The 20560-nt window shown below is 70.9% G+C and carries 19 protein-coding genes and 1 riboswitch; of the genes, 6 read left to right on the top strand and 13 right to left on the bottom strand.

The window, feature by feature from the left end; genetic code table 11:
* Positions 1 to 101 precede the first annotated feature (101 nt).
* From cobO to cbiE, 5 genes are read right to left on the bottom strand one after another with little or no spacing between them, the layout of a single operon-like run.
* A complete protein-coding gene (gene cobO / locus ETC07_RS13100) occupies positions 102 to 707 on the bottom strand; it encodes a cob(I)yrinic acid a,c-diamide adenosyltransferase (protein WP_136248965.1) in 606 nt (201 codons plus the stop codon).
* Between the two features lie 23 nt (positions 708 to 730).
* The gene (gene cobF, locus ETC07_RS13095) at positions 731 to 1534 is read right to left on the bottom strand and encodes a precorrin-6A synthase (deacetylating) (protein ID WP_136248964.1); all 804 of its coding nucleotides are present in this window, start codon (positions 1532 to 1534) and stop codon (positions 731 to 733) included.
* Positions 1531 to 2337 carry a precorrin-4 C(11)-methyltransferase gene (gene cobM / locus ETC07_RS13090; protein ID WP_136248963.1) on the bottom strand — a complete coding sequence of 269 codons (807 nt, stop codon included), beginning with the start codon at positions 2335 to 2337 and terminating at the stop codon, positions 1531 to 1533. Before cobM ends, cobF begins: the two co-directional genes overlap by 4 nt.
* Complete coding sequence (locus ETC07_RS13085) at positions 2334 to 2723, bottom strand: cobalamin biosynthesis protein (RefSeq protein ID WP_136248962.1); 390 nt, start codon at positions 2721 to 2723, stop codon at positions 2334 to 2336. Before ETC07_RS13085 ends, cobM begins: the two co-directional genes overlap by 4 nt.
* Positions 2720 to 3940, bottom strand: coding sequence for a precorrin-6y C5,15-methyltransferase (decarboxylating) subunit CbiE (cbiE, locus tag ETC07_RS13080; protein WP_136248961.1), 1221 nt, complete (start codon positions 3938 to 3940; stop codon positions 2720 to 2722). Before cbiE ends, ETC07_RS13085 begins: the two co-directional genes overlap by 4 nt.
* Before the next feature lie 86 nt (positions 3941 to 4026).
* Here cbiE and ETC07_RS13075 point away from each other — a divergent pair, with 86 nt between their 5' ends.
* On the top strand, positions 4027 to 4773 hold the full coding sequence (locus ETC07_RS13075) for a cobalt-precorrin-6A reductase (RefSeq protein WP_136248960.1): 747 nt from the start codon (positions 4027 to 4029) through the stop codon (positions 4771 to 4773).
* Here the strand turns inward: ETC07_RS13075 and cobJ are convergent.
* The 8 genes from cobJ to ETC07_RS13035 form a co-directional block, all read right to left on the bottom strand.
* Positions 4749 to 5540: a precorrin-3B C(17)-methyltransferase gene (gene cobJ, locus ETC07_RS13070; protein ID WP_136248986.1), complete on the bottom strand. Its 792-nt coding sequence runs from the start codon at positions 5538 to 5540 to the stop codon at positions 4749 to 4751. The genes ETC07_RS13075 and cobJ overlap by 25 nt on opposite strands.
* 103 nt (positions 5541 to 5643) lie before the next feature.
* Complete coding sequence (locus ETC07_RS13065) at positions 5644 to 6408, bottom strand: precorrin-2 C(20)-methyltransferase (protein WP_205742552.1); 765 nt, start codon at positions 6406 to 6408, stop codon at positions 5644 to 5646.
* Positions 6405 to 7034, bottom strand: a complete 630-nt coding sequence (locus ETC07_RS13060; RefSeq protein ID WP_136248958.1) for a precorrin-8X methylmutase — start codon at positions 7032 to 7034, stop codon at positions 6405 to 6407. Before ETC07_RS13060 ends, ETC07_RS13065 begins: the two co-directional genes overlap by 4 nt.
* A gap of 2 nt (positions 7035 to 7036) precedes the next feature.
* Positions 7037 to 8221, bottom strand: coding sequence for a ferredoxin-like domain-containing protein (locus ETC07_RS13055; RefSeq protein ID WP_240724653.1), 1185 nt, complete (start codon positions 8219 to 8221; stop codon positions 7037 to 7039).
* Complete coding sequence (gene cobN, locus ETC07_RS13050) at positions 8218 to 12210, bottom strand: cobaltochelatase subunit CobN (protein ID WP_136248957.1); 3993 nt, start codon at positions 12208 to 12210, stop codon at positions 8218 to 8220. Before cobN ends, ETC07_RS13055 begins: the two co-directional genes overlap by 4 nt.
* Positions 12210 to 13310, bottom strand: coding sequence for a cobalamin biosynthesis protein CobW (gene cobW, locus ETC07_RS13045; protein WP_136248956.1), 1101 nt, complete (start codon positions 13308 to 13310; stop codon positions 12210 to 12212). The genes cobN and cobW overlap by 1 nt, the downstream gene beginning before the upstream one ends.
* The gene (locus ETC07_RS13040; protein WP_136248955.1) at positions 13307 to 14737 is read right to left on the bottom strand and encodes a cobyrinic acid a,c-diamide synthase CobB; all 1431 of its coding nucleotides are present in this window, start codon (positions 14735 to 14737) and stop codon (positions 13307 to 13309) included. Before ETC07_RS13040 ends, cobW begins: the two co-directional genes overlap by 4 nt.
* The gene (locus ETC07_RS13035; protein WP_136248954.1) at positions 14734 to 16509 is read right to left on the bottom strand and encodes an AAA family ATPase; all 1776 of its coding nucleotides are present in this window, start codon (positions 16507 to 16509) and stop codon (positions 14734 to 14736) included. Before ETC07_RS13035 ends, ETC07_RS13040 begins: the two co-directional genes overlap by 4 nt.
* A gap of 123 nt (positions 16510 to 16632) precedes the next feature.
* Positions 16633 to 16857: riboswitch (cobalamin riboswitch) on the bottom strand.
* 255 nt (positions 16858 to 17112) lie between these two features.
* Here ETC07_RS13035 and ETC07_RS13030 point away from each other — a divergent pair.
* The 5 genes from ETC07_RS13030 to ETC07_RS13010 are packed head-to-tail and all read left to right on the top strand — an operon-like array spanning position 17113 to position 20560.
* On the top strand, positions 17113 to 18129 hold the full coding sequence (locus ETC07_RS13030) for an ABC transporter substrate-binding protein (RefSeq protein ID WP_136248953.1): 1017 nt from the start codon (positions 17113 to 17115) through the stop codon (positions 18127 to 18129).
* A 29-nt stretch (positions 18130 to 18158) separates the two neighbouring features.
* Positions 18159 to 19214, top strand: coding sequence for a FecCD family ABC transporter permease (locus tag ETC07_RS13025; protein ID WP_136248984.1), 1056 nt, complete (start codon positions 18159 to 18161; stop codon positions 19212 to 19214).
* A complete protein-coding gene (locus ETC07_RS13020) occupies positions 19211 to 19975 on the top strand; it encodes an ABC transporter ATP-binding protein (protein ID WP_136248952.1) in 765 nt (254 codons plus the stop codon). Before ETC07_RS13025 ends, ETC07_RS13020 begins: the two co-directional genes overlap by 4 nt.
* A gap of 46 nt (positions 19976 to 20021) precedes the next feature.
* A complete protein-coding gene (locus ETC07_RS13015) occupies positions 20022 to 20384 on the top strand; it encodes a hypothetical protein (RefSeq protein ID WP_136248951.1) in 363 nt (120 codons plus the stop codon).
* Positions 20384 to 20560 carry a DUF1289 domain-containing protein gene (locus ETC07_RS13010; protein WP_136248950.1) on the top strand — a complete coding sequence of 59 codons (177 nt, stop codon included), beginning with the start codon at positions 20384 to 20386 and terminating at the stop codon, positions 20558 to 20560. Before ETC07_RS13015 ends, ETC07_RS13010 begins: the two co-directional genes overlap by 1 nt.

Raw genomic sequence — 20560 nt, 5'->3', positions numbered from 1 at the left:
CCTTCGCCAACCCGTTCGGCGAGGATCGCCTCACCCATGGCAAAAGACCCTCGCTTCGGCTCGTCCTCGGCGCTCATCCGGCGACTTCACAACCGGGGCGACTACAGTTCGATGCCTTTCTGGGCCTTGATCCCCTGATCCTTGAAGGCGTGCTTGACCACCTTCATCTCGGTCACGGTGTCGGCCAGCTCGATCAGCGCCTCGGGGGCGTGGCGACCGGTAACCACCGCGTGCTGCATGGCCGGACGGCCCTGGAGGTCGTCGAGCACCCGGTCGAGTTCCAGATAGCCGTGGCGCAGGGCGATATTGAGCTCGTCGAACAGCACCAGGGCGTAGTCCGGATCGGCGAGCATGCGGCTGGCCTCGGCCCAGGCCGCCTCGGCGGCGCGCACGTCGCGCTCGCGATCCTGGGTATCCCAGGTGTAGCCCTCGCCCATGACGTGGTAGTCCACGCCCGGCAGGTTGCGATAGAAGGCCTCCTCGCCGGTCTGGAACTTGCCCTTGATGAACTGCACCACGCCGACCTTCATGCCGTGGCCGAGTGCCCGGGCGACCATGCCGAAGCCGGAGCTGCTCTTGCCCTTGCCGGGGCCGGTGAGCACCAGCAGCACACCCTGCTCCTTGTCGGCGGCGGCAATCCGCTCGTTCATGATCTTCTGCTTGTGGGCCATGCGCGCCGCATGGCGCTCGGGGTCGACGTGCTTCATTGAGTTCTCCTCGATCAGGGGAATTAGCGTAGTACCTCAGCACCCGGCAGCAGCGGCGTCCGCGCCAGCAGATAGACGTCCATGATCCAGCCGTGGCGCTCGCGCAGCGCGGCGCGGCGCTCAACGATGGCCGGGCCGACCTCGGCCAGCGGGCCGGCGATCAGGCACTGCTTGTCCATGCCGAGATAGGCGCCCCACCAGATATGCAGGCCCTCCGGGGCCAGCGCCTGGAAGGCGCCGCCGGCGTCCAGCATCACCGCCACGCTGGCGACGTCGCCGGGCCAGCCACGCTCGCGCAGGCGCCGTCCGGTGGTGATCTGCACCGGCTCGGCCAGGGCGTTCAGGGGAATGCGATGCTCGGCGGTCAGCGCCTGCAGGCTGGTGATGCCCGGCACCACGCCCACCTCGAGCGCCAGGCCACCTGCGTTCTCACTCCCTACCCCCGTCAGGCGCGCGGCGATGCGCAGACTGCTGTCGTAGAGCGAGGGGTCGCCCCAGATCAGCATCGCGACCCGCCCGCCTTCTGGCAGGCGCTGCGTCATCTGCTCGCGCCAGGTCACGGCGATGGCCGCATGCCAGTCATCCACCGCGCCCAGATAGTCGTCACGGCCGTCGCGGCGTGGCAGGTCGAACTCCACCACCCGCGAGTGGGCGGCCTCGTCGAGCAGGCTGTGACACAGCAGCCGGCGCAAATCGACGAGATCCGAGCGGGCCTCACCCTTGCGCGGCAGCAGAATCAGCTCGGCCTCGCGCAGCGCGCGCACGCCGGCCAGGGTGATGTGGTCGGGGTTTCCGGTACCGATGCCGATCAACGACAGCTGGATCATGTGCCACCCTCGTCCGCCAAACCATCACCCTCGGCGAAGGGCGAGTCCGCCGACTGCGGCCGGAAGCGACGGTCGTAGCCGATGGCGTAGAGGCAGCTGTCGTCGAAGTCGGCGCTGCCCAGCGCCGGGCCGACCAGGATCAGCGCGGTGCGGTTCATGGCCGGGTCGAGCCGCGCGACGATCGTATCGAGCCGCGCACGAATCACCTTCTGGTCGGGCCAACTCGCCCGCCACACGATGGCCACCGGGCAGTCGTCGCCATAGCAAGGCGCGAGCTCTGCCACCACGTACTCCAGGTTGTGGATGGACAGATGGATCGCGAGCGTCGCCCCCGTGCGAGCAAAGTTGGCCAGGGTCTCGCCGTCCGGCATGGCGCTGGCGCGGCCCGGCGTACGGGTCAACACCACCGACTGCGCCACGCCCGGCAGCGTCAGCTCCTGGCCGAGGGTGGCGGCCGCCGCGGCGAAGGCCGGCACCCCAGGGATGATGGCGTAGGGGATGCCCAGCGCGCGCAGCCGGCGCAGCTGCTCGCCCATGGCCGACCATACCGACAGGTCGCCGGAGTGCAGCCGTACCACGTCCTGGCCGGCGGCGTGGGCCCTGGCGATCTCGTCGATGATCTCGTCGAGGGACAGCGGCGCGGTATTGATGATCCGTGCGTCCGCCGGGCAATGGTCGAGGATCGCCTCGGGCACCAGCGAGCCGGCATAGAGGCACACCGGACAGGCGGCGATCAGGTCGCGCCCGCGCAGGGTCAGCAGGTCCGGCGCGCCGGGGCCGGCGCCGATGAAGTGAACGGTCATGTCGTGTCTCCTGCCGGAGTGTCGCGCGGCGCCACGCGAGCCATCGCCGCGGTCGCGCATCGATCCAAGGAAATCAGCCGCGGGCCGAGAAGCTCGCCGCTCGGGCCCGCCGCCAGTCGCGCCACGGCCTCGGCGACGCTGCCGGTGCCGCGGGCCTGCCGGCTGCGTGGGGAGTGAGTCAGCGTCTCGACCGTGGCCAGCGCTTCATCTGGCACGGCGAGGGTCGCGAGGCCCCGCGCCTCGCCCAGAGCCTGAACGGTTGGCCGCATGCTCTCGGCCGCCGCCAGCCGATCGGCCGAGCCGTAACGCGCCTCGAGCCGCTCCAGCGCCTCGGCCAGCGAAGCGAGCGTGGCCGAGCGACGAAAACCGAAGCCCGCCACCCTCATCTCGTGACCCGCCACTGCACGATGGGATAGGCGGCCTTCCAGCCGCGACGGCTGCCGAGGGCCATGGCCGACGACAGCTCCAGGCGCACCAGCTCGCCGCCGAGTTCGCGCTGGCGGTGGGCCAGCAGCGCCTCGGACTCGAGCGTCACCGCATTGGCCACCAGCCGCGTGCCTGCCGGCACTCGCGCCCACAGCGCGTCCAGCAGCGCCTCGCTGAGCCCTCCGCCGATGAAGACCGCATCCGGCGACGGCGTGTCCGCAAGTTCATCCATCAGCAGTGCCGCGGCGTCGCCCTCGATCACCTCGAGCCAGTCGACGCCGAGCTCGCGGGCATTGAAACGGGCGCGCTCGGCCCGCTCGGCATCGCGCTCGAGGCCCAGGGCGCGGTTGTCCGGGTGGGCCAGCAGCCACTCGATGGCCACCGAACCGGAGCCGGTGCCGATGTCCCACAGCCGCTCGCCCGGTATCGGGGCCAGGGCGGCGAGCGTGGCGGCGCGCACCGCCTGCTTGGTGATCTGGCCGTCGTGATCGAACCAGCCATCCGGCCGCCCGGGCGTCAGCGGCAGCGCCGGCCCGTCGCCGTCGACCTCGAGCCCCACCGCCACCGGATGAGCGATGTCATCGGGCAGCGCGGCGTCGGCGCGCACGCGGCGCACGCGCCCCTCCTCTCCTCCCAGCGCCTCCAGCACATGGAGCCGGCTGGCACCGAATCCGACGCTTCCGAGCCACTCGGCGAGCGCCGCCACCGCCGCGCCGTCGCGTAGCAGCACCAGCAGCCGGCGGCCACGATGTAGGTGCGGGCGCAGGCGCGTCAGCGGCCGGGCGTGCAGGCCTAAGCAGGTCACCCTCTCCAGCGACCAGCCGAGCCGTGAGGCCGCCAGGCTGAAGGTCGAGGGCGACGGCAGCGAGCGCCATTCATGGGGCGCCAGGTGACGTGCCAGGGTGGTACCGGCGCCGAACCAGAAGGGGTCGCCGGAGGCCAGCATCACCGTACGCCGGCCACGCTCGGCCAACAGTTCGGGGATGCCGTCGGCGAAAGGCACCGGCCACTCGCGCACCTCGGCGGAAAGCGACGGCAGCAGGCGTAGATGGCGCCGGGCGCCGAACACCACCTCGGCGACCTCCAACACCTCGCGGCTTGCCGGCGTGAGCCCGGCCGTGCCACTCTCGCCCCAGCCCACCACCGTCAGCCAGGGAGCGTCGTCCGCGTCGGTCATCGTTCGTGCCCTGCCGAATGGCGATGAGCTGTCCCCGCGCTCATGACGCCTTGTGTTGGAAAGTGGAAGCAACTCGAGAAGCGTCCATGAAAGTCCTGATTCTCGGCGGCACCAGCGAGGCCGGCGCCCTGGCCCGCGCGCTGGCCGAGCGCGAGATCCCCGCGCTGTTCAGCTACGCCGGCCGCACTGCCGCGCCGAAGCCCCAGCCGCTGTCGACCCGGGTCGGCGGCTTCGGCGGCGTGGACGGACTGGCCGCCTTCCTCGCCGCGGAGCGCATCACCCACCTGGTCGATGCCACCCATCCCTTCGCCGAGCAGATGAGCCGCCACGCCGTGGCCGCGGCCGCGCGAGCGGACACCGCGCTGATCGCCCTGACCCGACCGCCGTGGGAGCCGCAGGAAGGTGACCGCTGGCAACGCGTCGCCAGCATCGAGGCGGCGGTGGCGGCGCTCGCCGGGCCACCCGAGCGGGTGCTGCTGGCGATCGGCCGCATGCACCTGGCGGCCTTCGCCGCCCGTCCCGAGCACCACTACGTGCTGCGGCTGGTCGATCTGCCGGAAGAGGCGCCGCCGCTGCCGCGCCATACCCTGACCGTCGACCGCGGCCCCTTCACCCGAGAAGGCGACCTGGCCCTGCTGCGCGAGCACGGCGTCGATCGCCTGGTGTGCAAGAACGCCGGCGGCGCGGGGGCGGCAGCCAAGCTCGAGGCCGCCCGCACGCTTCGGCTGCCGGTAGTGATGATCGACCGCCCGGCCTTGCCGCCGCGCCGCGAAGCCCACGACTCCGATGCGGTGCTGAACTGGCTGGGTCATACGACCGAGCGCGGCGTATAGACCCACTCGCCCGCCTCGTTTCTTGCTGACGGAATGCGCCGCGTCAGGCTCGAGCCCACCATCACCAGGGTGCGCATGTCGGCCATCCCAGGGGTCGCCTCGCCGAGGGTAACGACGCGCAGGCACTCCTCCGGCGTGGAAACCGCGCGGGCGAACATGATCGGGCGATCAAGGCCGCAGGCCTCGCGAAGCACATCCAGGGCGCGGGCGAAGCCCTCCGGCCGCGAGCGGGAGCGCGGGTTGTAGAAGGCCATGGCGAAGTCGGCCTCGGCGCCCAGCCGCAGGCGCTTCTCGATCAGCGCCCAGGGCTTGAGATTGTCGGAGAGGTTGATACAGCAGAAGTCGTGTCCCAGCGGCGCGCCGAGCCGCGCACTGGCGGCGAGCATCGCCGAAATTCCCGGCAGCACCTGGATATCCAGCGTTTGCCAGTCAGGCTGGCCCGTCTCCAGCGCCTCGAACACCGCCGCGCCCATGGCGAAAACGCCGGGGTCGCCCGAGGACACGACCGCCACCCGGCGGCCCGCGGCGGCCATCTCGAGGGCCTGCTCGGCGCGACGGATCTCCTCGCGGTTGTCCGAGCCGTGGCGGGTCAGCCCCGGCCGCGGCGCGACGCGTTCGACGTAGGGCACATAGCCCACCACGTCGGTGGCCTCCCTCAGCACGCTCGAGGCCTCGGGGGTGATCAGCGCCTCGCTGCCGGGGCCGAGACCGATAATCTTCACCCAGCCTTCACGGCCGGCTGCGCGTCGGCCATCCGGCGTTGGCATCGTCTCCGAAATGCTCATTTAACCCCTCTAAACGGCACCGTCTCAGACGTTGCCGCCTTGTCTGTCGCTAGCTCGCCAGGCCGTGATTCGGCGTTTTCTTCGCTCATGGCCGCCTCCCGTTGCCATGAATCACCAGGATCGAGAAATAGGGCACCTGCTCACCGACCTCGGCCAGCGGCACCACCCGCTGACGGCCCATGGAGGCGTACTCGATCAGCCAGGCCTCGTCCTCGCGGCCGGCGCTTGCCAGCGCACGGCGCAGTTTGTCGAGGTGGCGGCCGATCTTCATCACCACCAGGGCATCGGTGCGCGCGATGCGCTCGGCCAGCCGATCCTCGGGCTGGGTCGCAGTCAGCACGGTCAACACGTCGTCGCCCCAGGTGATGGGCCGGCCCGTGGCCGTCCAGGCGGCGGACATGCCGGTGATGCCGGGGACCACTTCCACGGCTACCCTGCCCTGCAAACGGGTATAAAGGTGCATAAACGAGCCGTAGAAGAAGGGGTCGCCCTCGCAGAGCACCGCCACGTCATGGCCCGCCCCGGCGATCTCGGCGAGCTTTGCCACCTGGCGCTCGTAGAAGTCCGCAAGACATGTCTTGTAGCGCGGATCGTCGAAGGGGATCTCGGTGGTGACCGGATACTCCATGGCAAGCTCCGCGACGCCGGGCGCCAGCATGCCCTCGACGATGGTTCGAGCGTGGCCGGTGCGGCCCTTCTTGCGGAAGTAGGCCACGTGGCTGGCGCCGCGGATCAGCCGGTCGGCGCGCACGCTCATCAGGTCCTGGCTGCCGGGGCCCAGGCCGACGCCGTGAATCGTGCCGGAGTTGGTGTTGGAGACCGTGCAGGAGAGAGACTCGGGCATCGTCATTCGCGGCGATCCGCCATGGCGTTGATGGCGGCCACCGTCACCGCACTGCCGCCGAGCCGGCCCTCGACGATGGCACAGGGCACAGCACCGCTCTCCCACAGCGCCTGCTTGGATTCCGCCGCGCCGACGAAGCCCACCGGACACCCGACGATCGCCGCCGGGCGCGGGCAGTCCGGGTCCTCGAGCATGTTGAGCAGGTGGAACAGCGCGGTCGGCGCGTTGCCGATCGCCACCACCGCGCCTTCCAACTGGGGCCGCCACAGTTCCAGCGCCGCCGCCGAGCGAGTGTTGGCCATCTCACGGGCCAGGCCCGGCACCCGCTCGTCTTGCAGGGTACAGATCACGGCGTTGTCCGCCGGCAGGCGCTGGCGAGTAATGCCCTCGGCGACCATGCGCGCGTCGCACAGGATCGGCGCGCCGGCCTCCAGCGCCGCCCGGGCGCGGGCCACGGCGGCGTCGCGGAAGTGGACATGGGGTGCCAGCGCCACCAGGCCGGCGGCATGGATCATGCGCACGGCGACGGGCTCCTCCTCGGGCGAGAAGCGTGAAAGCTCGGCCTCGCGCCGTATGATGGCAAATGACTCCCGGTAGATCGCCGGTCCGTCGGTTTCATAGACGTGGGGCATCCCTATTTCTTCTCCTCTAGCGCCGACAGTGCCTCGGCTTCGCTGAGACCGGTCGCGACCGGCGTGTCGTCGGCGCGTCCGCCCAGGATCAGGTCATAGCGGCCATCGCGCCCCGTCAGGCAGGCCTCGGCCGGTCGGCTGCGGGCGCAGCCCTTGGCGCAGCCGGAAAGATGCAGGCGGCCGGCGCTCTCACCCCGGCGCGCGGCCAGCTGCTCTCTCAACCGCTCGGCCAGCGCCTGCGTCGCCACGCTGGCCTGGGCACAGAACGGCGCCCCGGGGCAGGCGTCCATGGTCAGGCGCGGATCGCGTGGATCATGGATCAACCCGTCATCCAGCGTGGCCTCGCCCTTATCCGAGGGCTCGCCCTCCAGCAGCAGGCTCCGCCAGGGCGTCACGCGCACTCCAGTGATGCCCTCGGGGGAGAATAAAGAGAGCAGCGTCGCGGCCGGCGCCCGACCGAAGGGCAGCCCCACCACCCGGCCATGCAGATGCGGCCCCGGCGTCAGGCCCGAGACGTTGTCGGGCGCTTCCGCCGGCGAGGTATCGGCCGGCGCCCACGCCGGTAGCGGCGTCTCGAAGCGACGCATTCGCCCGGCCGCGTGGCCGCCCTCGTCGACGAACCAGCGCGCCAGCCGCGTCATCAGCGCGACAGCGGCCTCGACGTCGGCGACCGGCGTGCCCCGCTCGCGCCCGTCGGCCCGCACCAACAGGCCGCCCTCATGCGAGCGCTCCAGGCGCAGGTCGGCGGGCACTTCGCGCAGCATCGGCGCCGGGCCGGCATCCAGTGCCAGGCCCCACTTACCCGGCAGATCCGGCCAGTCGGCCATGCGATGTTCCAGCAGGCGCGCCGCCGCGACGGTGGCATCGCCGTCGCGCCAGTCCGGGGCCAGCAGCAACGCCGGGCGGCGCTCGCCCTCGGCGTCCGGAGCCACCAGGCCGTGCTCGACCAGAAACGCCATCAGGTCGGGCCAGCCGGCCTCGCTCACGCCACGCAGCTGCAGGTTGGCGCGGCGGGTCAGCTCGATCAGGCCGCTGCCCCAGGTCTCGGCGGCCTCGCACAGCGCCAGCATCCCGGCCCGGGTGAGCCGGCCCAGCGGCGGGCGCACGCGCACCAGCAGGCCGTCGCCGGTGGCCATGGGCCGCCAGGCGCCGGGGCACCAGCCGCGAACCTGTGGCAAGCCACTCAAGAGGCGCCCTCCCGTCGCTCGTCGAACTCGAGCAGCAGGTCCTGCAGGGCCTCGCCGCGCTCGCCGGCGTCCTGCCACAGGCCACGCTGGGCGGCCTCGAGCAACCGCTCGGCCATCTCCTCCAGCGCCGCGGCGTTGTGCTCGCGCAGGAAGCGCTGGTTGGCCTCGTCGAACACCAGGGCATCGCTCACCTGGGCGTACTGGTGGTCGGGCACCAGGTCGGTGGTGGCGTCATAGGCGAACAGGTAGTCCACGGTGGCCGCCATCTCGAAGGCACCCTTGTAGCCGTGCTCGCGCATGGCCTCGATCCACTTGGGATTGAGCACACGGGAGCGCACCACCCGCGTGATCTCTTCCTGCAGGGTGCGGATACGCGGCCGCGCCGGGTTGGCATGGTCGGCGTGGTAGACGGCCGGCGCCGCGCCTCCCAGGGCGCGGCCGGCGTTGGCCATGCCACCCTGGAAGGCGTAGTAGGTGCTGGAGTCGAGGATGTCGTGCTCGCGGTTGTCCTGGTTGTGCAGCACCGCCTCAAGCCCCTCGATCCGGTGTGCGAACGCCCGTCGCGCGGCGGCGCCGGACTCGGGGAACTGGCCGTAGGCGTAGGCGCCGGCCGCGAGATAGGCCTCGGCCAGCTCGTCGGCGTCGTCCCAGCCGCGGCTGTCGACCAGCCGATCCAGGCCGGTGCCGTACTCGCCGGGCCGGCTGCCGAACACCCGGTAGCCGGCCTCTTGCTCGGCGGCCTCGGGGGAAAGCCCGGAGGCCTCCAGCTCGCCGCGACGCGCCTCGACCGCGGCGCGGATGGTGTTGCCGTCGCCCGGCTCGTGATAGTCGGCCACCGCGCGCACCGCGGCGTCGAAGAGCCGGATGACGTGGGGGAAGGCGTCGCGGAAGAAGCCGGACACCCGCAGGGTGACGTCCACCCGCGGCCGGCCCAGCAGCATGCTGGGAATCACCTCCACGTCGACCACCCGCTGGGAGCCCAGCGACCAGATCGGCCGCACGCCCATCAGCGCCAGGGCCTGGGCGATGTCGTCGCCGCCGGTGCGCATGGTGGCGGTGCCCCAGATCGACAGCCCCAGCCGGCGCGGGTAATCGCCGTGATCCTGCAGGTAGCGCTCGACGAAGGCCTGGGCCGAGGCCTCGCCCAGCGACCAGGCGGCGGACGACGGCACGGCGCGGTTGTCGACGCTGAAGAAATTGCGCCCGGTGGGCAGCACGTCGAGGCGGCCGCGGCTGGGCGCCCCGCTCGGCCCCGGCGGCACGGCAAGCCCCGCGAGGCCGTCGAGCAGCGCGCCGAGCTCGCGCTCGGCGCCGTGGCGCATGGCGGCCCACAGGCCGTCGCGGGCGTGGCGACACAGCGCCGCGGTAGCCGGCCAGTCACGGGCCAGCGACTCGAGATCGCCGTCTTCCAGCACGAACGCTTCGACCAGCCGCTCGGCCAGCCTCTCGAGCCGCTCGCGGGTGTCGGCGGCGCTGCGCCAGGGCGCCTCGCTCAGCGCGTCCAAGTCACTCAAGGCCGACGGTCGCGGCCCCGTCCAGGGCTCGGCGCCGGCGGCCAGCGGATCGAAGCGCGCGCCCTCCTCATCCGTGACGCCCGGCTCGCGCAGCCCCAGATCATCGGTCAGGGCGTGCAGCAGGCCCTGCTGCGTCGGCGTATCGCCTCTCGGCAGCCGCAGGATGGCGACCAGGGTCGCGGCCCGCTTTTCCGCCGGCGGCAGGGTGCCGAGCACGTGCAGGCCGTGGCGGATCTGAGCCTCCTTGATATCGCAGAGGAAGGTGTCGAGCTCGTTCAGCAGGCGCCCGTCGTCGCCCTGGCAGGCGTCATCGGCGTTGACCGCCGACTGGCCAAGCTCGGCGTCGATGCCGGTGCGCTTGAGGTGCTCGAGGATGCGCTCGCGCAGCAGCGCCTCACGGCGCGGGTCCATGCCCAGCGCCTGATAGTACTCGTCGGTCAGCGACTCGAGCTCGGCCAGCTCGCCGTAGAGCTCGGCCCGGGCCAGCGGCGGCATCAGGTGATCGATGATCACCGCTTGGCTGCGGCGCTTGGCCTGGGCGCCCTCGCCCGGGTCGTTGACGATGAATGGGTAGAAGTGCGGCAGCGGCCCCAAAGCGACATCCGGCCAGCACTCGGCCGACAGCGCGGTGCTCTTGCCGGGCAGCCATTCCAGGTTGCCGTGCTTGCCGACGTGGATCACCGCGTCCACCCGGTAGTGCTCGCGCAGCCACAGATAAAAGGCCAGGTAGCTGTGGGGCGGCACCAGCTCGGTGTCGTGGTAGCTGCGAATCGGATCGGCGTCCGGGCCAGCTTCAACGTCGCGAGCCGGCTGGATGCCGACGAAGGTCTCGCCGAGGCGGATGCCGGCGATCCCAAGCCTTCCCTGGCGATGCTTGGGATCGTCCTCGGGGGCGCCCCAGCGCCGCCAGACCGCCTGCTGCAGGGACTCCGGCAGGGTGCGGAACCAGGCCAGGTAATCGTCGACGCCAATGCTCTGCCAGCTGCCGCGCCAGGCGAGCGACTGCGGGTCGTTGGTCACGCTGCCCTGCAACCGGCGGATCAGCTCATTGCCGTCCTCAGGCAGGTCCGCCAGCGGATAGCCGGCGTCCTCGAGGGCACGCAGCAGGTTGACGGTGGAGGCCGGGGTGTCGAGGCCGACGCCGTTGCCGATGCGGCCGTCCCGCGTGGGATAGTTGGCCAGCACCAGCGCCAGGCGCTTGTCGGCGTTGGCGGTGTGGCGCAGCCACGCGTAGCGCCGGGCCAGGGCGGCGACGAAGGCGGCACGCTCGGGATGCAGCTCATGGCGAGTCACCGACAGCTGGCAGCGCTCGCTGTAGTGAGCCTCGGCCTTGAAGCCCACCGCCCGGGTGATGACGCGCCCATCCATCTCCGGCAGCACCACCTGCATGGCCACGTCGCGGCTGTGCAGGCCGGCGGCCTTGTCGCGCCAGTCGTCCTCGGGACTGCTGGCCAGTATCGCCTGCAGCACCACCGGACGGCCGACGAACATGCCGTCCAGCGCGTCATCCCCGCCTTCACCGAGCGCACCGCCGTCGATACCGCCCTCGTCGGGCTCGCGGTTGACCGAGAAGCCGGTGGTGTTGACCACCAGCCCAGCGCCGGTGAGCTCGAGCAGGTGATTCACGAAGGCCACGCAGGCGTCTTCCTTCAACGAGGCCACCGCCACCGCCAGCGGCGCCAGGCCCGCGGCCTCGAGCGCTGCGATCAGACCGTCCGGCACCGCGGTATTCGCCCCCTGCAGATGGCTGCGATAGAACAGCAGCAAGCAGACGGGCCGCGCTGGATCGCGCTGTGCCTCCCAGTCCGCCAGCGTCGCGTCCTGCCTACTCCTCGGCGCGGGGACGGGTGCCTTGGTAGGCGCGGGGTCGGACGCTGGTGAAAGCGAGGCGCCAGGCGCCTTGGCAGGCGCGGGGTCGGACGCCTTGGAGAGATAGATCAAGGCGGGAGGAATCGCCCGCGGCTCACGCCAGTCGAGCGGCATCTCCATGCATTCGGCCCCGACACAGCGCAGCAGCTGCTCGGCGTTGTCGGCGCCGCCCTCGCGCAGGTAACGCCATACGCGATGCGCCGATTCGAACGCCACGCTGGACGCCTCCAGTAGGGCGTCGTCCGCGGCATCGCAGCCCGGCACCAGGATCAGCCGCCGCGTCAGGTCCGCCGCCGCCCAGGCCAGCAGGCGCTCATGGCCGTACTGCCAGTAGGCGCTGCCGCCGAGCAGCGAGACGATCACCACCCGGGCGTGCTCCAGCACCCGATCCTCGTAGAGGTCATAGGCGGCCGGCTTGACCAGGTTCATCCAGTTGGCCAGGCGCACCGTAGGATAGGCGTCGCCCAGCCGCTCGGCCGCCTGGGCCAGCGCCGACAGGCTGCTGTCGGCGGCGGACAGAATCACGACCTCGGCCGGGCTCTGCTGCAGGTCGACGATACCTTCCTCGTCGACGAAGCCTCCGGGCTTGGCGGCGAACAGGTGCATCAGGCGGGCGTCGCGCGCTCGGCGCCGGCCAGCGCCGCCTCGAGGGCCTCGCGGTCCAGGTGACGGCCGATGATCACCAGCTCGGTGCGGCGCGGCTCGTCCTGCGCCCACAGCCGGTCGAAGTAGCCGTCCAGACGCTCGCCCACGGCCTGGATCACCCGGCGCATGGGCTTGCCGGGGATCGCCGCGAAGCCCTTGGCGCGGTAGATCTCGTGTTCCTTGAGCAGCGCGGCCAGGCGCGCCTCCAGCACCTCGGCGTCGACCTCGCCCAGGCGGATCGTCACGCCGTCGAAGTGGTCATGGGCGTGATCGTGGTGGGCGCCCTCGGCGTGATGGCGATCGTGGTGGTTGTCGATGCGGTCGATGCCCTCCTCGCTCGCCGCGCCGATGCCCATCAGCGCCTCCAAGCGGGCCGGATCGTCGGCCAGGCGCGGGTCGATAAAGAGTGTCTTCACGGACTCGGGGGCCTTGTCGGCCACCAGCGCCTCGACCCGACGGCGCTCGTCCTCGGCGAGCAGATCGCTCTTGCTGACCAACACCAGGTCGGCGGCGCTCAGTTGGTCGTCCAGCAGCTCGCGCAGGCTGGGATCGTGATCCAGGCTGTCGTCGGCGCGGCGCTGGGCCTCGACCCGTTCGACGTCGCTGGCATAGCGGCCGGCCGCCACCGCCGGGCCGTCGACCACGGTAATGATGGCGTCGACGGTGCAGTGCTGGCGCACCTCCGGCCAGTTGAAGGCCTGCACCAGCGGCTTGGGCAGCGCCAGGCCGCTGGTCTCGATCAGGATGTGGTCGATGTCGTCGCGGCGGGCCACCAGCTTCTTCATCACCGGCAGGAACTCTTCCTCCACCGTGCAGCAGATGCAGCCGTTGGCCAGCTCGAAGATGCTGCCGTCCTCGTCGAGCGCCTGGGCGCCCTCCTCTTCACAGCCGATGGCGCAGCCGCGCAGCAGGCTGGAGTCGATGTCCTGCTCGCCGAACTCGTTGACGATCACGGCGATACGTTTGCCGGTGATGCGGCGCAGGATGCCGGCCAGCAGCGTGGTCTTGCCGCTGCCGAGGAAGCCGGTCACCACCGTGGCGGGAATCTTGTCGAGTTTCATGCGTGGCATTCCTTTGGCTGATCGAGGGTCAGATCGCTCGGCGGAGCGTCGGAAGAAAAAGACGAATCGTCAGCGGCCGCGACCGCGCCGAACAGGCGGGCCACGGCGGCGGGGTTGTCGGGGAAGAACAGGTGCAGGTAGGACGCCGTCAGGCCTCGCGCGCGATAGATCGCCTCGCCCGGCGCGGGATGGCGTTGGCGGCGGCAATAGGCGATGGGCTCCGGCGTGCCGCTGGCCTGAGAGCGATGATGGGCATGGCCGCGCACCGGCCCCTCGGGCAGGTCGGCGGTCTGCATGCCCTGGCAGCCGCGCCGCCCGCGCATCGTGCCGTCGCCGGGCAATAGCCCCAGCATGGCGTGGGTCTCGCCGTCCTGATCGGCCAGGGTCTCCAGGCAGTAGAGCAGCCCGCCGCACTCGGCGAGGATCGGCAGATCGCCCTCGAAGGCGCGGCGCAGGGCGTCGCGCATCCCGGCGTTGGCGGCCAGGCCTTCGACGTGCAGCTCCGGATAGCCGCCCGGCAGCCACAGGGCGTCGCAGTCCGGCAGGCTCGTATCGGCCAACGGAGAAAAGACACGCAGCGTCGCGCCCATGCGCTCGAGCAGGTCCAGGTTGGCCTGGTAGACGAAGCTGAAGGCGGCGTCCCGCGCCACGGCGATGGTGCGGCCGGCCAGCCAGGCCGGCGGCGAGACAGCCTCGCTGGGCGTCGGGGTGAAGACCACCGGCGGCAGTGTTAGCAGCGCTTCCGCCAGGCCCTCGGCGGCCAGCGCCTCGGCACCGGCGTCGAAACGAGCCTCCAGGTCGTCGCGGATCTCCTCGGCCTGGACCAGCCCCAGGTGGCGCTCGGGCAGCGCCAGGGCCGGATCGCGGGGCATCGCCGCCAGCAGCGGCACGGTCGCCGGCAGCGCGCCCTCGATCAGTTCGCGATGACGGGCCGAGCCGCAAGCGTTGGCGATCAGCCCGGCGATGCGCACGTCATCGCGGAAGCCGGCCAGGCCGGCCACCAGCGCCGCTGCGGTCTGGGCCATGCCCTTGACGTCCATCACGATCACCATCGGCAGGCCGAACAGCGCGGCGAGATCGGCGCTAGAGGGCTCGCCGTCGAACAGCCCCATGGCGCCCTCGACCAGGATCAGATCGGCCTCCCGGGCGGCCTCGAACAGCCGCTGGCGGCAGTAGGCCTCGCCGGCCATCCACAGGTCGAGCTGGTCCACCGGCTGGCCGGAGGCCTGGGCCAGCACCCGCGGGTCCAGGTAGTCCGGGCCGGTCTTGAACACCCGCACCACCCTGCCTTGGCGGCACAGCATCCGCGCCAGCGCCGAGGTCACGGTGGTCTTGCCCTGGCCCGAGGCCGGGGCGGCGATGAATACCGCCGGGCAGCTGATGGCGGCGGCGTGCTCGCGCATCGCCTTCGCTTTCTTGACGTTCATGCCCATGCCCCGGCCTCCAGGCCGGCCAGCGGCCGGTAATCGGCGCCCAAGGCTCGGGCGATGTCGCGGCCGTGGCCGCGCTTCACGGCGACGGATTCGGTATCGACGACCACGCAGTCGCCGAGCGGCGGCAGGCCGCTCAGCGGCTGGCGGGTGCGGCCGTCGGTGATCAGGTAGGTGCGCACGTGCAGGCCGGCGTCCTGGCGACGCCAGCGGCGGACCAGCTGCGCGGCGTGGCACACGGCCTCGCGCAGCGGCGTGCCGCCGCCACCGGACACGGCGTCGAGCCGCTCGAACAGGTTCTTAGGCGCGCGACGCCGGGGCTGCAGGGTCTCGATACCGTCGTTGCCGAAGCCCAGCACCGCGATCTGCTCACGGGCGGCGTAGGCCCGGCGCGCCAGCGCGTCGACCGCGCCCTTGGCCCGGCCCAGCAGGCGCCGGCCAAGGGTCGAGGCGGAGGTATCCAGCAGCACCAGGTGCAGCATCGGCTGGCCACTGCGCGGACGGCGATAGCACAGGCGACGCCAGGGCCGACGGCCGCGATGCTCGACCAGGGTGGCGAACCAGTCCGGGCGCGGCGCGGGAGCGGCGGACTCGGCCTTCCGACGATCCCGGCGGCGACCCGCCTGACGGCCTGGGCGATGGCTGGCGGAGGAAGACGGCGACGGTTTGGGCGTCGTGGGAGCGACCGTGCCATCGGGTAGCGACGGCATCGACGTAGCGACGCTCGACTGCGCCACCGGCGGCATGGCACCCCACTGACCCTGCGGCTCTGGCTCCTTCGCGCTACCGGAGGCCGGTGCCTGCGGGGCGCCGCCCTGAGGCTCGCGCCCGGAACCCTGCCGGCTAGAGCCGCCGCCATCGCCGGACGCGGGCGGATCGCCCCGGTCGGGCGTTTCGGGCACGACGGTGCGGCGATGGGCGAGCACCCAGGGCTCGACGGCGTCCAGGTCCTGGCGCTCGACGCGTGTCGCGCCCCGCCACGCCGCATGAGCCCGGGCGGCGCGGTGCCAGGTGACGTCCGCGCGCAGGCCCTCGACCCCGGCGGCCTGACTGCGCTCGGCGATGCGCTCGTAGACCCGGTCGTCGGCGACGATCTCGGCCAGCCGCTCGCGGGCCTCGGCCAGGCCTCGGGCCAGCGTTGCCTGCTCGGCCTCGTGGGCGTCGACGAAGGCGCACGGATCCCGGTCGAAGGCCTCGCGCTGGCGCAGGATCGCCACGCGCTCGGCCACGCCGGGGATCGCGGCCTGTTCGACGCACAGGCCGAAGCGGTCGAGCAGCTGCGGGCGCAGCTCGCCCTCGTCGGGATTCATGGTGCCGATCAGGCTGAAGCGCGCCGGGTGGGCATGACTCAAGCCGTCGCGCTCGACGCGGTTGACGCCGCTAGCGGCCACGTCGAGCAGCAGGTCGACCAGCGCATCCGGCAGCAGGTTGACCTCGTCGACGTACAACAGGCCGCCGTGGGCGCGGGCCAGCAGGCCCTCCTGGAAACGCGCCTCGCTGTCGGCGAGCACCCGCTGCAAGTCCAGGCTGCCGGTCAGGCGCTCCTCGCTGGCACCCAGCGGCAGGGGCACCAGCGACGGGCGCCGCCCTTCGGCATCACACGGCAGGATCGCCGCCAGGGCCCGGGCCAGGGTCGACTTGGCACTGCCCTTGGGGCCGCTGATCAGCACGCCGCCGAGGCGCGGATCGATGACGCTGAGCAGCAGCGCGGTCTTGAGCGCCGGCTGGCCGACGACCGCGACGAAGGGAAATTCGGGAACGGCGGTCATGGCGTCACGGCCGGGATACGGCAGACGGACGCGGGACGCGCACCACGGCGGAGGCTCCGCCGGGAGGGGGAATCGACAAACACGGGCATGTTGATCCTCTCGGTGCCCACCGCACCGGCATGGAATGACTCGACGTGACAGGCCGGTCTCCGGGCTCAGAAGGGGCACTCGCCGGGGCATGGCCGTGGGCGTCGTGCCGTGATCCGCACCTTCCCGGCATGTCGCCAGTGGTCATCGCGGATCGCGCTTCATTACCGTTGCGGGGGCAGCGCTGGGATCGGCCGTGGCCTTACCAGACTTCCCGATTATCCCCTGGACCTCAGGGGCACCTGTCTTCGGAGGGCTATCGTAATGGACCGGCCCTACCCCACGCAATTGCCCGCGCACTCGACCGGCGCCGGCGAGCAACCCCCTTGTCAGATATTTTTGTTACGTTATAACATAACTATATCTTTCCACGGAAAAGCCTCCCGCGCAGGCTACCGGCCTCTCGTTGATGCAGGTATCGACACGGGCGTCGATGGGAGTGGAAAACGCCACGAAACTCGTGGCAATCTCCCGTCGCCGGTCGGCCTCTTCCCCTCCCCACCTGGACACCGACGCATGACTCTCGCTCGCAGACTACTCGCAGTGCTCTCGCTCATTCCAGCGTCATCCGCCGTGGCGGAGGCGACACATTATCCGCTGACGATGATGAATTGTGGCCGCGAAATTCGTGTCGATGCCGCACCCGATCGCACCGTCACTGTCGGTCAGTCGGCGACCGAAATTCTCTACGCACTGGAGCTCGCCGACCGCATCGTCGGGACCTCTGTCTGGTTCACACCGGTGCTGCCACAGTTCCAGAAAACCAACGCCGATATCGAGCGAATTTCCGACAATGACCCAAGCTTCGAAGCGGTGGTCAACAGGCGGCCAGACCTTGTCGCGGCCCAGTATGAGTGGCACATCGGCCCCACCGGAAGCGTGGCGACCCGCGATCAGTTCCATGACCTCGGCATCGACACCTACATCATGCCCGCCGACTGCGACACCAAGGACAATGCCACCGGCGGCGACGGCACCCGTACCGCCGCCTTCTCCACCGACTCGGTCTACAAGGGCATCCAGGAACTGGCCACCGTCTTCGATGTAAAGGATGCCGGAAACAGCCTGATCAATGATCTTAAAGACCGCGAGAATGAGGCCATTTCCCGGGCCGAATCATTGTCCCTTCCCGACAATCTTTCGGCGGTCTTCTGGTTCTCATCCCCCGACGAATCATCGGCCCCCTACGTCGCTGGAAGGCTCGGCGCACCAGGCTACATTATGGACAAGATCGGCCTCCAGAATGTCATCGAATCCGATGAGGAATGGCCGACCGTCGGCTGGGAGTCGATCGCCAGATCCGATCCGGACATCATCGTCATCGCCACCATGGATCGCCGTCGTTACGCGGCGGACAGCGTCGAGGCCAAACGAGAGTTCCTGCACAACGATCCCGTGGCACGCGACATGTCGGCGGTCAGGAATGGCCACATCATCGAGATGGATGCCCACGCCATGAGTGCGACGATGCGCACGATCCATGGCCTCGAGACGCTGGTGGATGCCCTGTCCGGGATGTCCTTAGAGCGATGAACGGCGCCGTCCGACTATCGCACCCGGCCATGGCCAGCGCGAGACCGCCTCGCTCCGCCTGGCACTGGGGCTGGCTGGCACCGCTGCTGCTATTCTCCGCGGTGATGGCGGGCACCGCCATCGGCGAGACGGCGATACCGTTCGACACCATCCTCAAGGTGCTGGCCAACCACCTCGGCGGCGCGGCCTTCGCGGTGGACCGCATCGACGCCGGCATCGTCTGGAACTACCGACTGAGCCGGGCGATCCTCGCCGCCTGCTGCGGTACCGGGCTTGCCCTCGCGGGCGTGGTACTCCAGGCGCTGCTGCGCAACCCGCTCGCCGATCCCTTCCTGATGGGCATCTCCGCCGGCGCGTCCACCGGCGCCGTCTCGGTGGCCATCCTCGGCCTCGGCGCCGGCACCCTGACGCTGTCGCTGGGCGCCTTCGCCGGCGCCGGCCTGGCCTTCGGCCTGGTGGTGGTGCTGGCCCACGCCGCCGGCAGCGGCACCGGTGGCGGCCGTGCGACCCAGGCCGCCGGCGCCATCATCCTCGCCGGCATCGCCGGCTCGCAGCTGTTCAACGCCCTCACCGCGCTGATCATCGCCAAGTCGGCGAGCGCCGAGCAGGCCCGCGGCATCATGTTCTGGCTGATGGGCAACCTCTCCGGCGTCCGCTGGGACGACGTCGCCCTGGGGCTGCCCGCCGCCCTGGCCGGCCTGGCGATCTGCCTATGGTACCGGCGCGCCCTGGACGCCTTCACCTTCGGCGCCGACAGCGCCGCCTCGCTGGGCATCCCCGTGCGTCGGGTGCGCGGCGTGCTGATCGCCGCCATGGCGCTGGTCACCGCGGCCATGGTGTCGATGGTCGGTGCCATCGGCTTCGTCGGGCTGGTGATTCCCCATGCCATGCGCTTTCTGGTCGGCAGCCGTCACACCCGACTGGTGCCGACCTCGGCGCTGGCCGGGGCCGTCTTCCTGATCGGCGCCGACGTGCTCTCGCGCACCCTGGTCGCCGGCCAGGTGCTGCCGATCGGCGTGGTCACGGCGCTGATCGGCGCCCCGGCCTTCGCCCTGATCCTGATCCGCGGGGCGAGGACGCGATGAGGCTCTGCGCCGAACGCGTCGACTGGCGGGTCCACGGCCGCCGGCTGCTGGACGACGTCAGCCTGACGGTGGAGCCGGGCGAGACCTTCGGCCTGGTCGGTCCCAACGGCTCGGGCAAGACCACCCTGCTGCGCGTGCTGGCCGGGCTGCGCCGCCCCAGGACCGGACGCGCCCTGGCGGATGGCCGGGCGATGCGTGACATGCGGCCCCACGAGATCGCCCGTGCCATCGCCTTCGTCGAGCAGCAGGCGGACACCCTCGACCGCCTCGAGGTTCGCCAGGCGGTCGCGCTGGGACGCACGCCTTTCCTATCGCCACTGAGCCCCTGGACCGCGGAGGACGACGCCATCGTCGACCGAGCCCTGGCCGAGGTCGGCCTCGAGACGCTGGCCGAGCGACTATGGCACACCCTCTCCGGCGGCGAGCGCCAACGCGTGCACATCGCCCGAGCCCTGGCCCAGCAGCCGAAGGCCCTGTTGCTCGACGAACCCACCAATCATCTGGACATCCGCCACCAGCTGTCGATCCTGCGCCTGGTGCGACAGCTGCCGATCACCGTGGTCATCGCCCTTCACGACCTCGACCAGGCCATGGACTGCGACCGCATCGGGGTGATGGACGGCGGTCGGCTGGTCGACATCGGCCCGCCCCGGGAGGTGCTGACCCTCGAGCGGCTGCGAGACACCTTCGGCGTGCATGCCGACTTCCTCGACGATCCCGAACAGGATCGACCGGTGCTGCGCTTCCGCCACGCCCTGTAGATCGCTACCCTGCCCCGCCACACGACATGACACGAGAGGGCTCGATATGCTCGACAAGAAAGCCAGCCGGCAGATGGAACGCCGCCTGACCCAGGCCCTGACCGACGCCTGCGAGACCGCCAAACCGCTGCTGCCGGGCTTCGCCTGGCTCACCCATCTGGTGGACTACCGGCGCTTCCCGGCCAGCCTGCGCGTGGTCTGGGTATTCGAGAAGCAGGACGACCTGACCCGCGCCCTCAAGGGCGACGGTCGCCGGCGAATGCGCGAGCTGACCCAGGCCGCCCTTTTCGAGGTGGACGTGGAGGTTCGCGATATCGACGCCCATCTGGACGCCGACAGCGAGGAGGAGTGCCGCCGCGTGCAGGGCGGCGACTGGGAGCGGCGGCTGGCCGTGCTGGAGCGGCACTGATGGCCAAGCGCATCGAGAGCCCCTGCGTCTCGATCTGCCAGCTCAAGGGTGGGCTGTGCGTGGGCTGCGGTCGCACCACCGAGGAGATCACCCGCTGGCAGTCGATGAAGCGCCCGGAGCGCATGAAGTCCAACCAACTCGCGGCACAGCGGCTGAAGAAGCTCAAACGAGATTGA

Source organism: Halomonas borealis (genome assembly GCF_004798905.1).
GTDB lineage: Bacteria > Pseudomonadota > Gammaproteobacteria > Pseudomonadales > Halomonadaceae > Halomonas > Halomonas borealis.
Note: the sequence above shows the minus strand (reverse complement) of the source record. Positions and strands in the feature narration are given on the sequence as shown.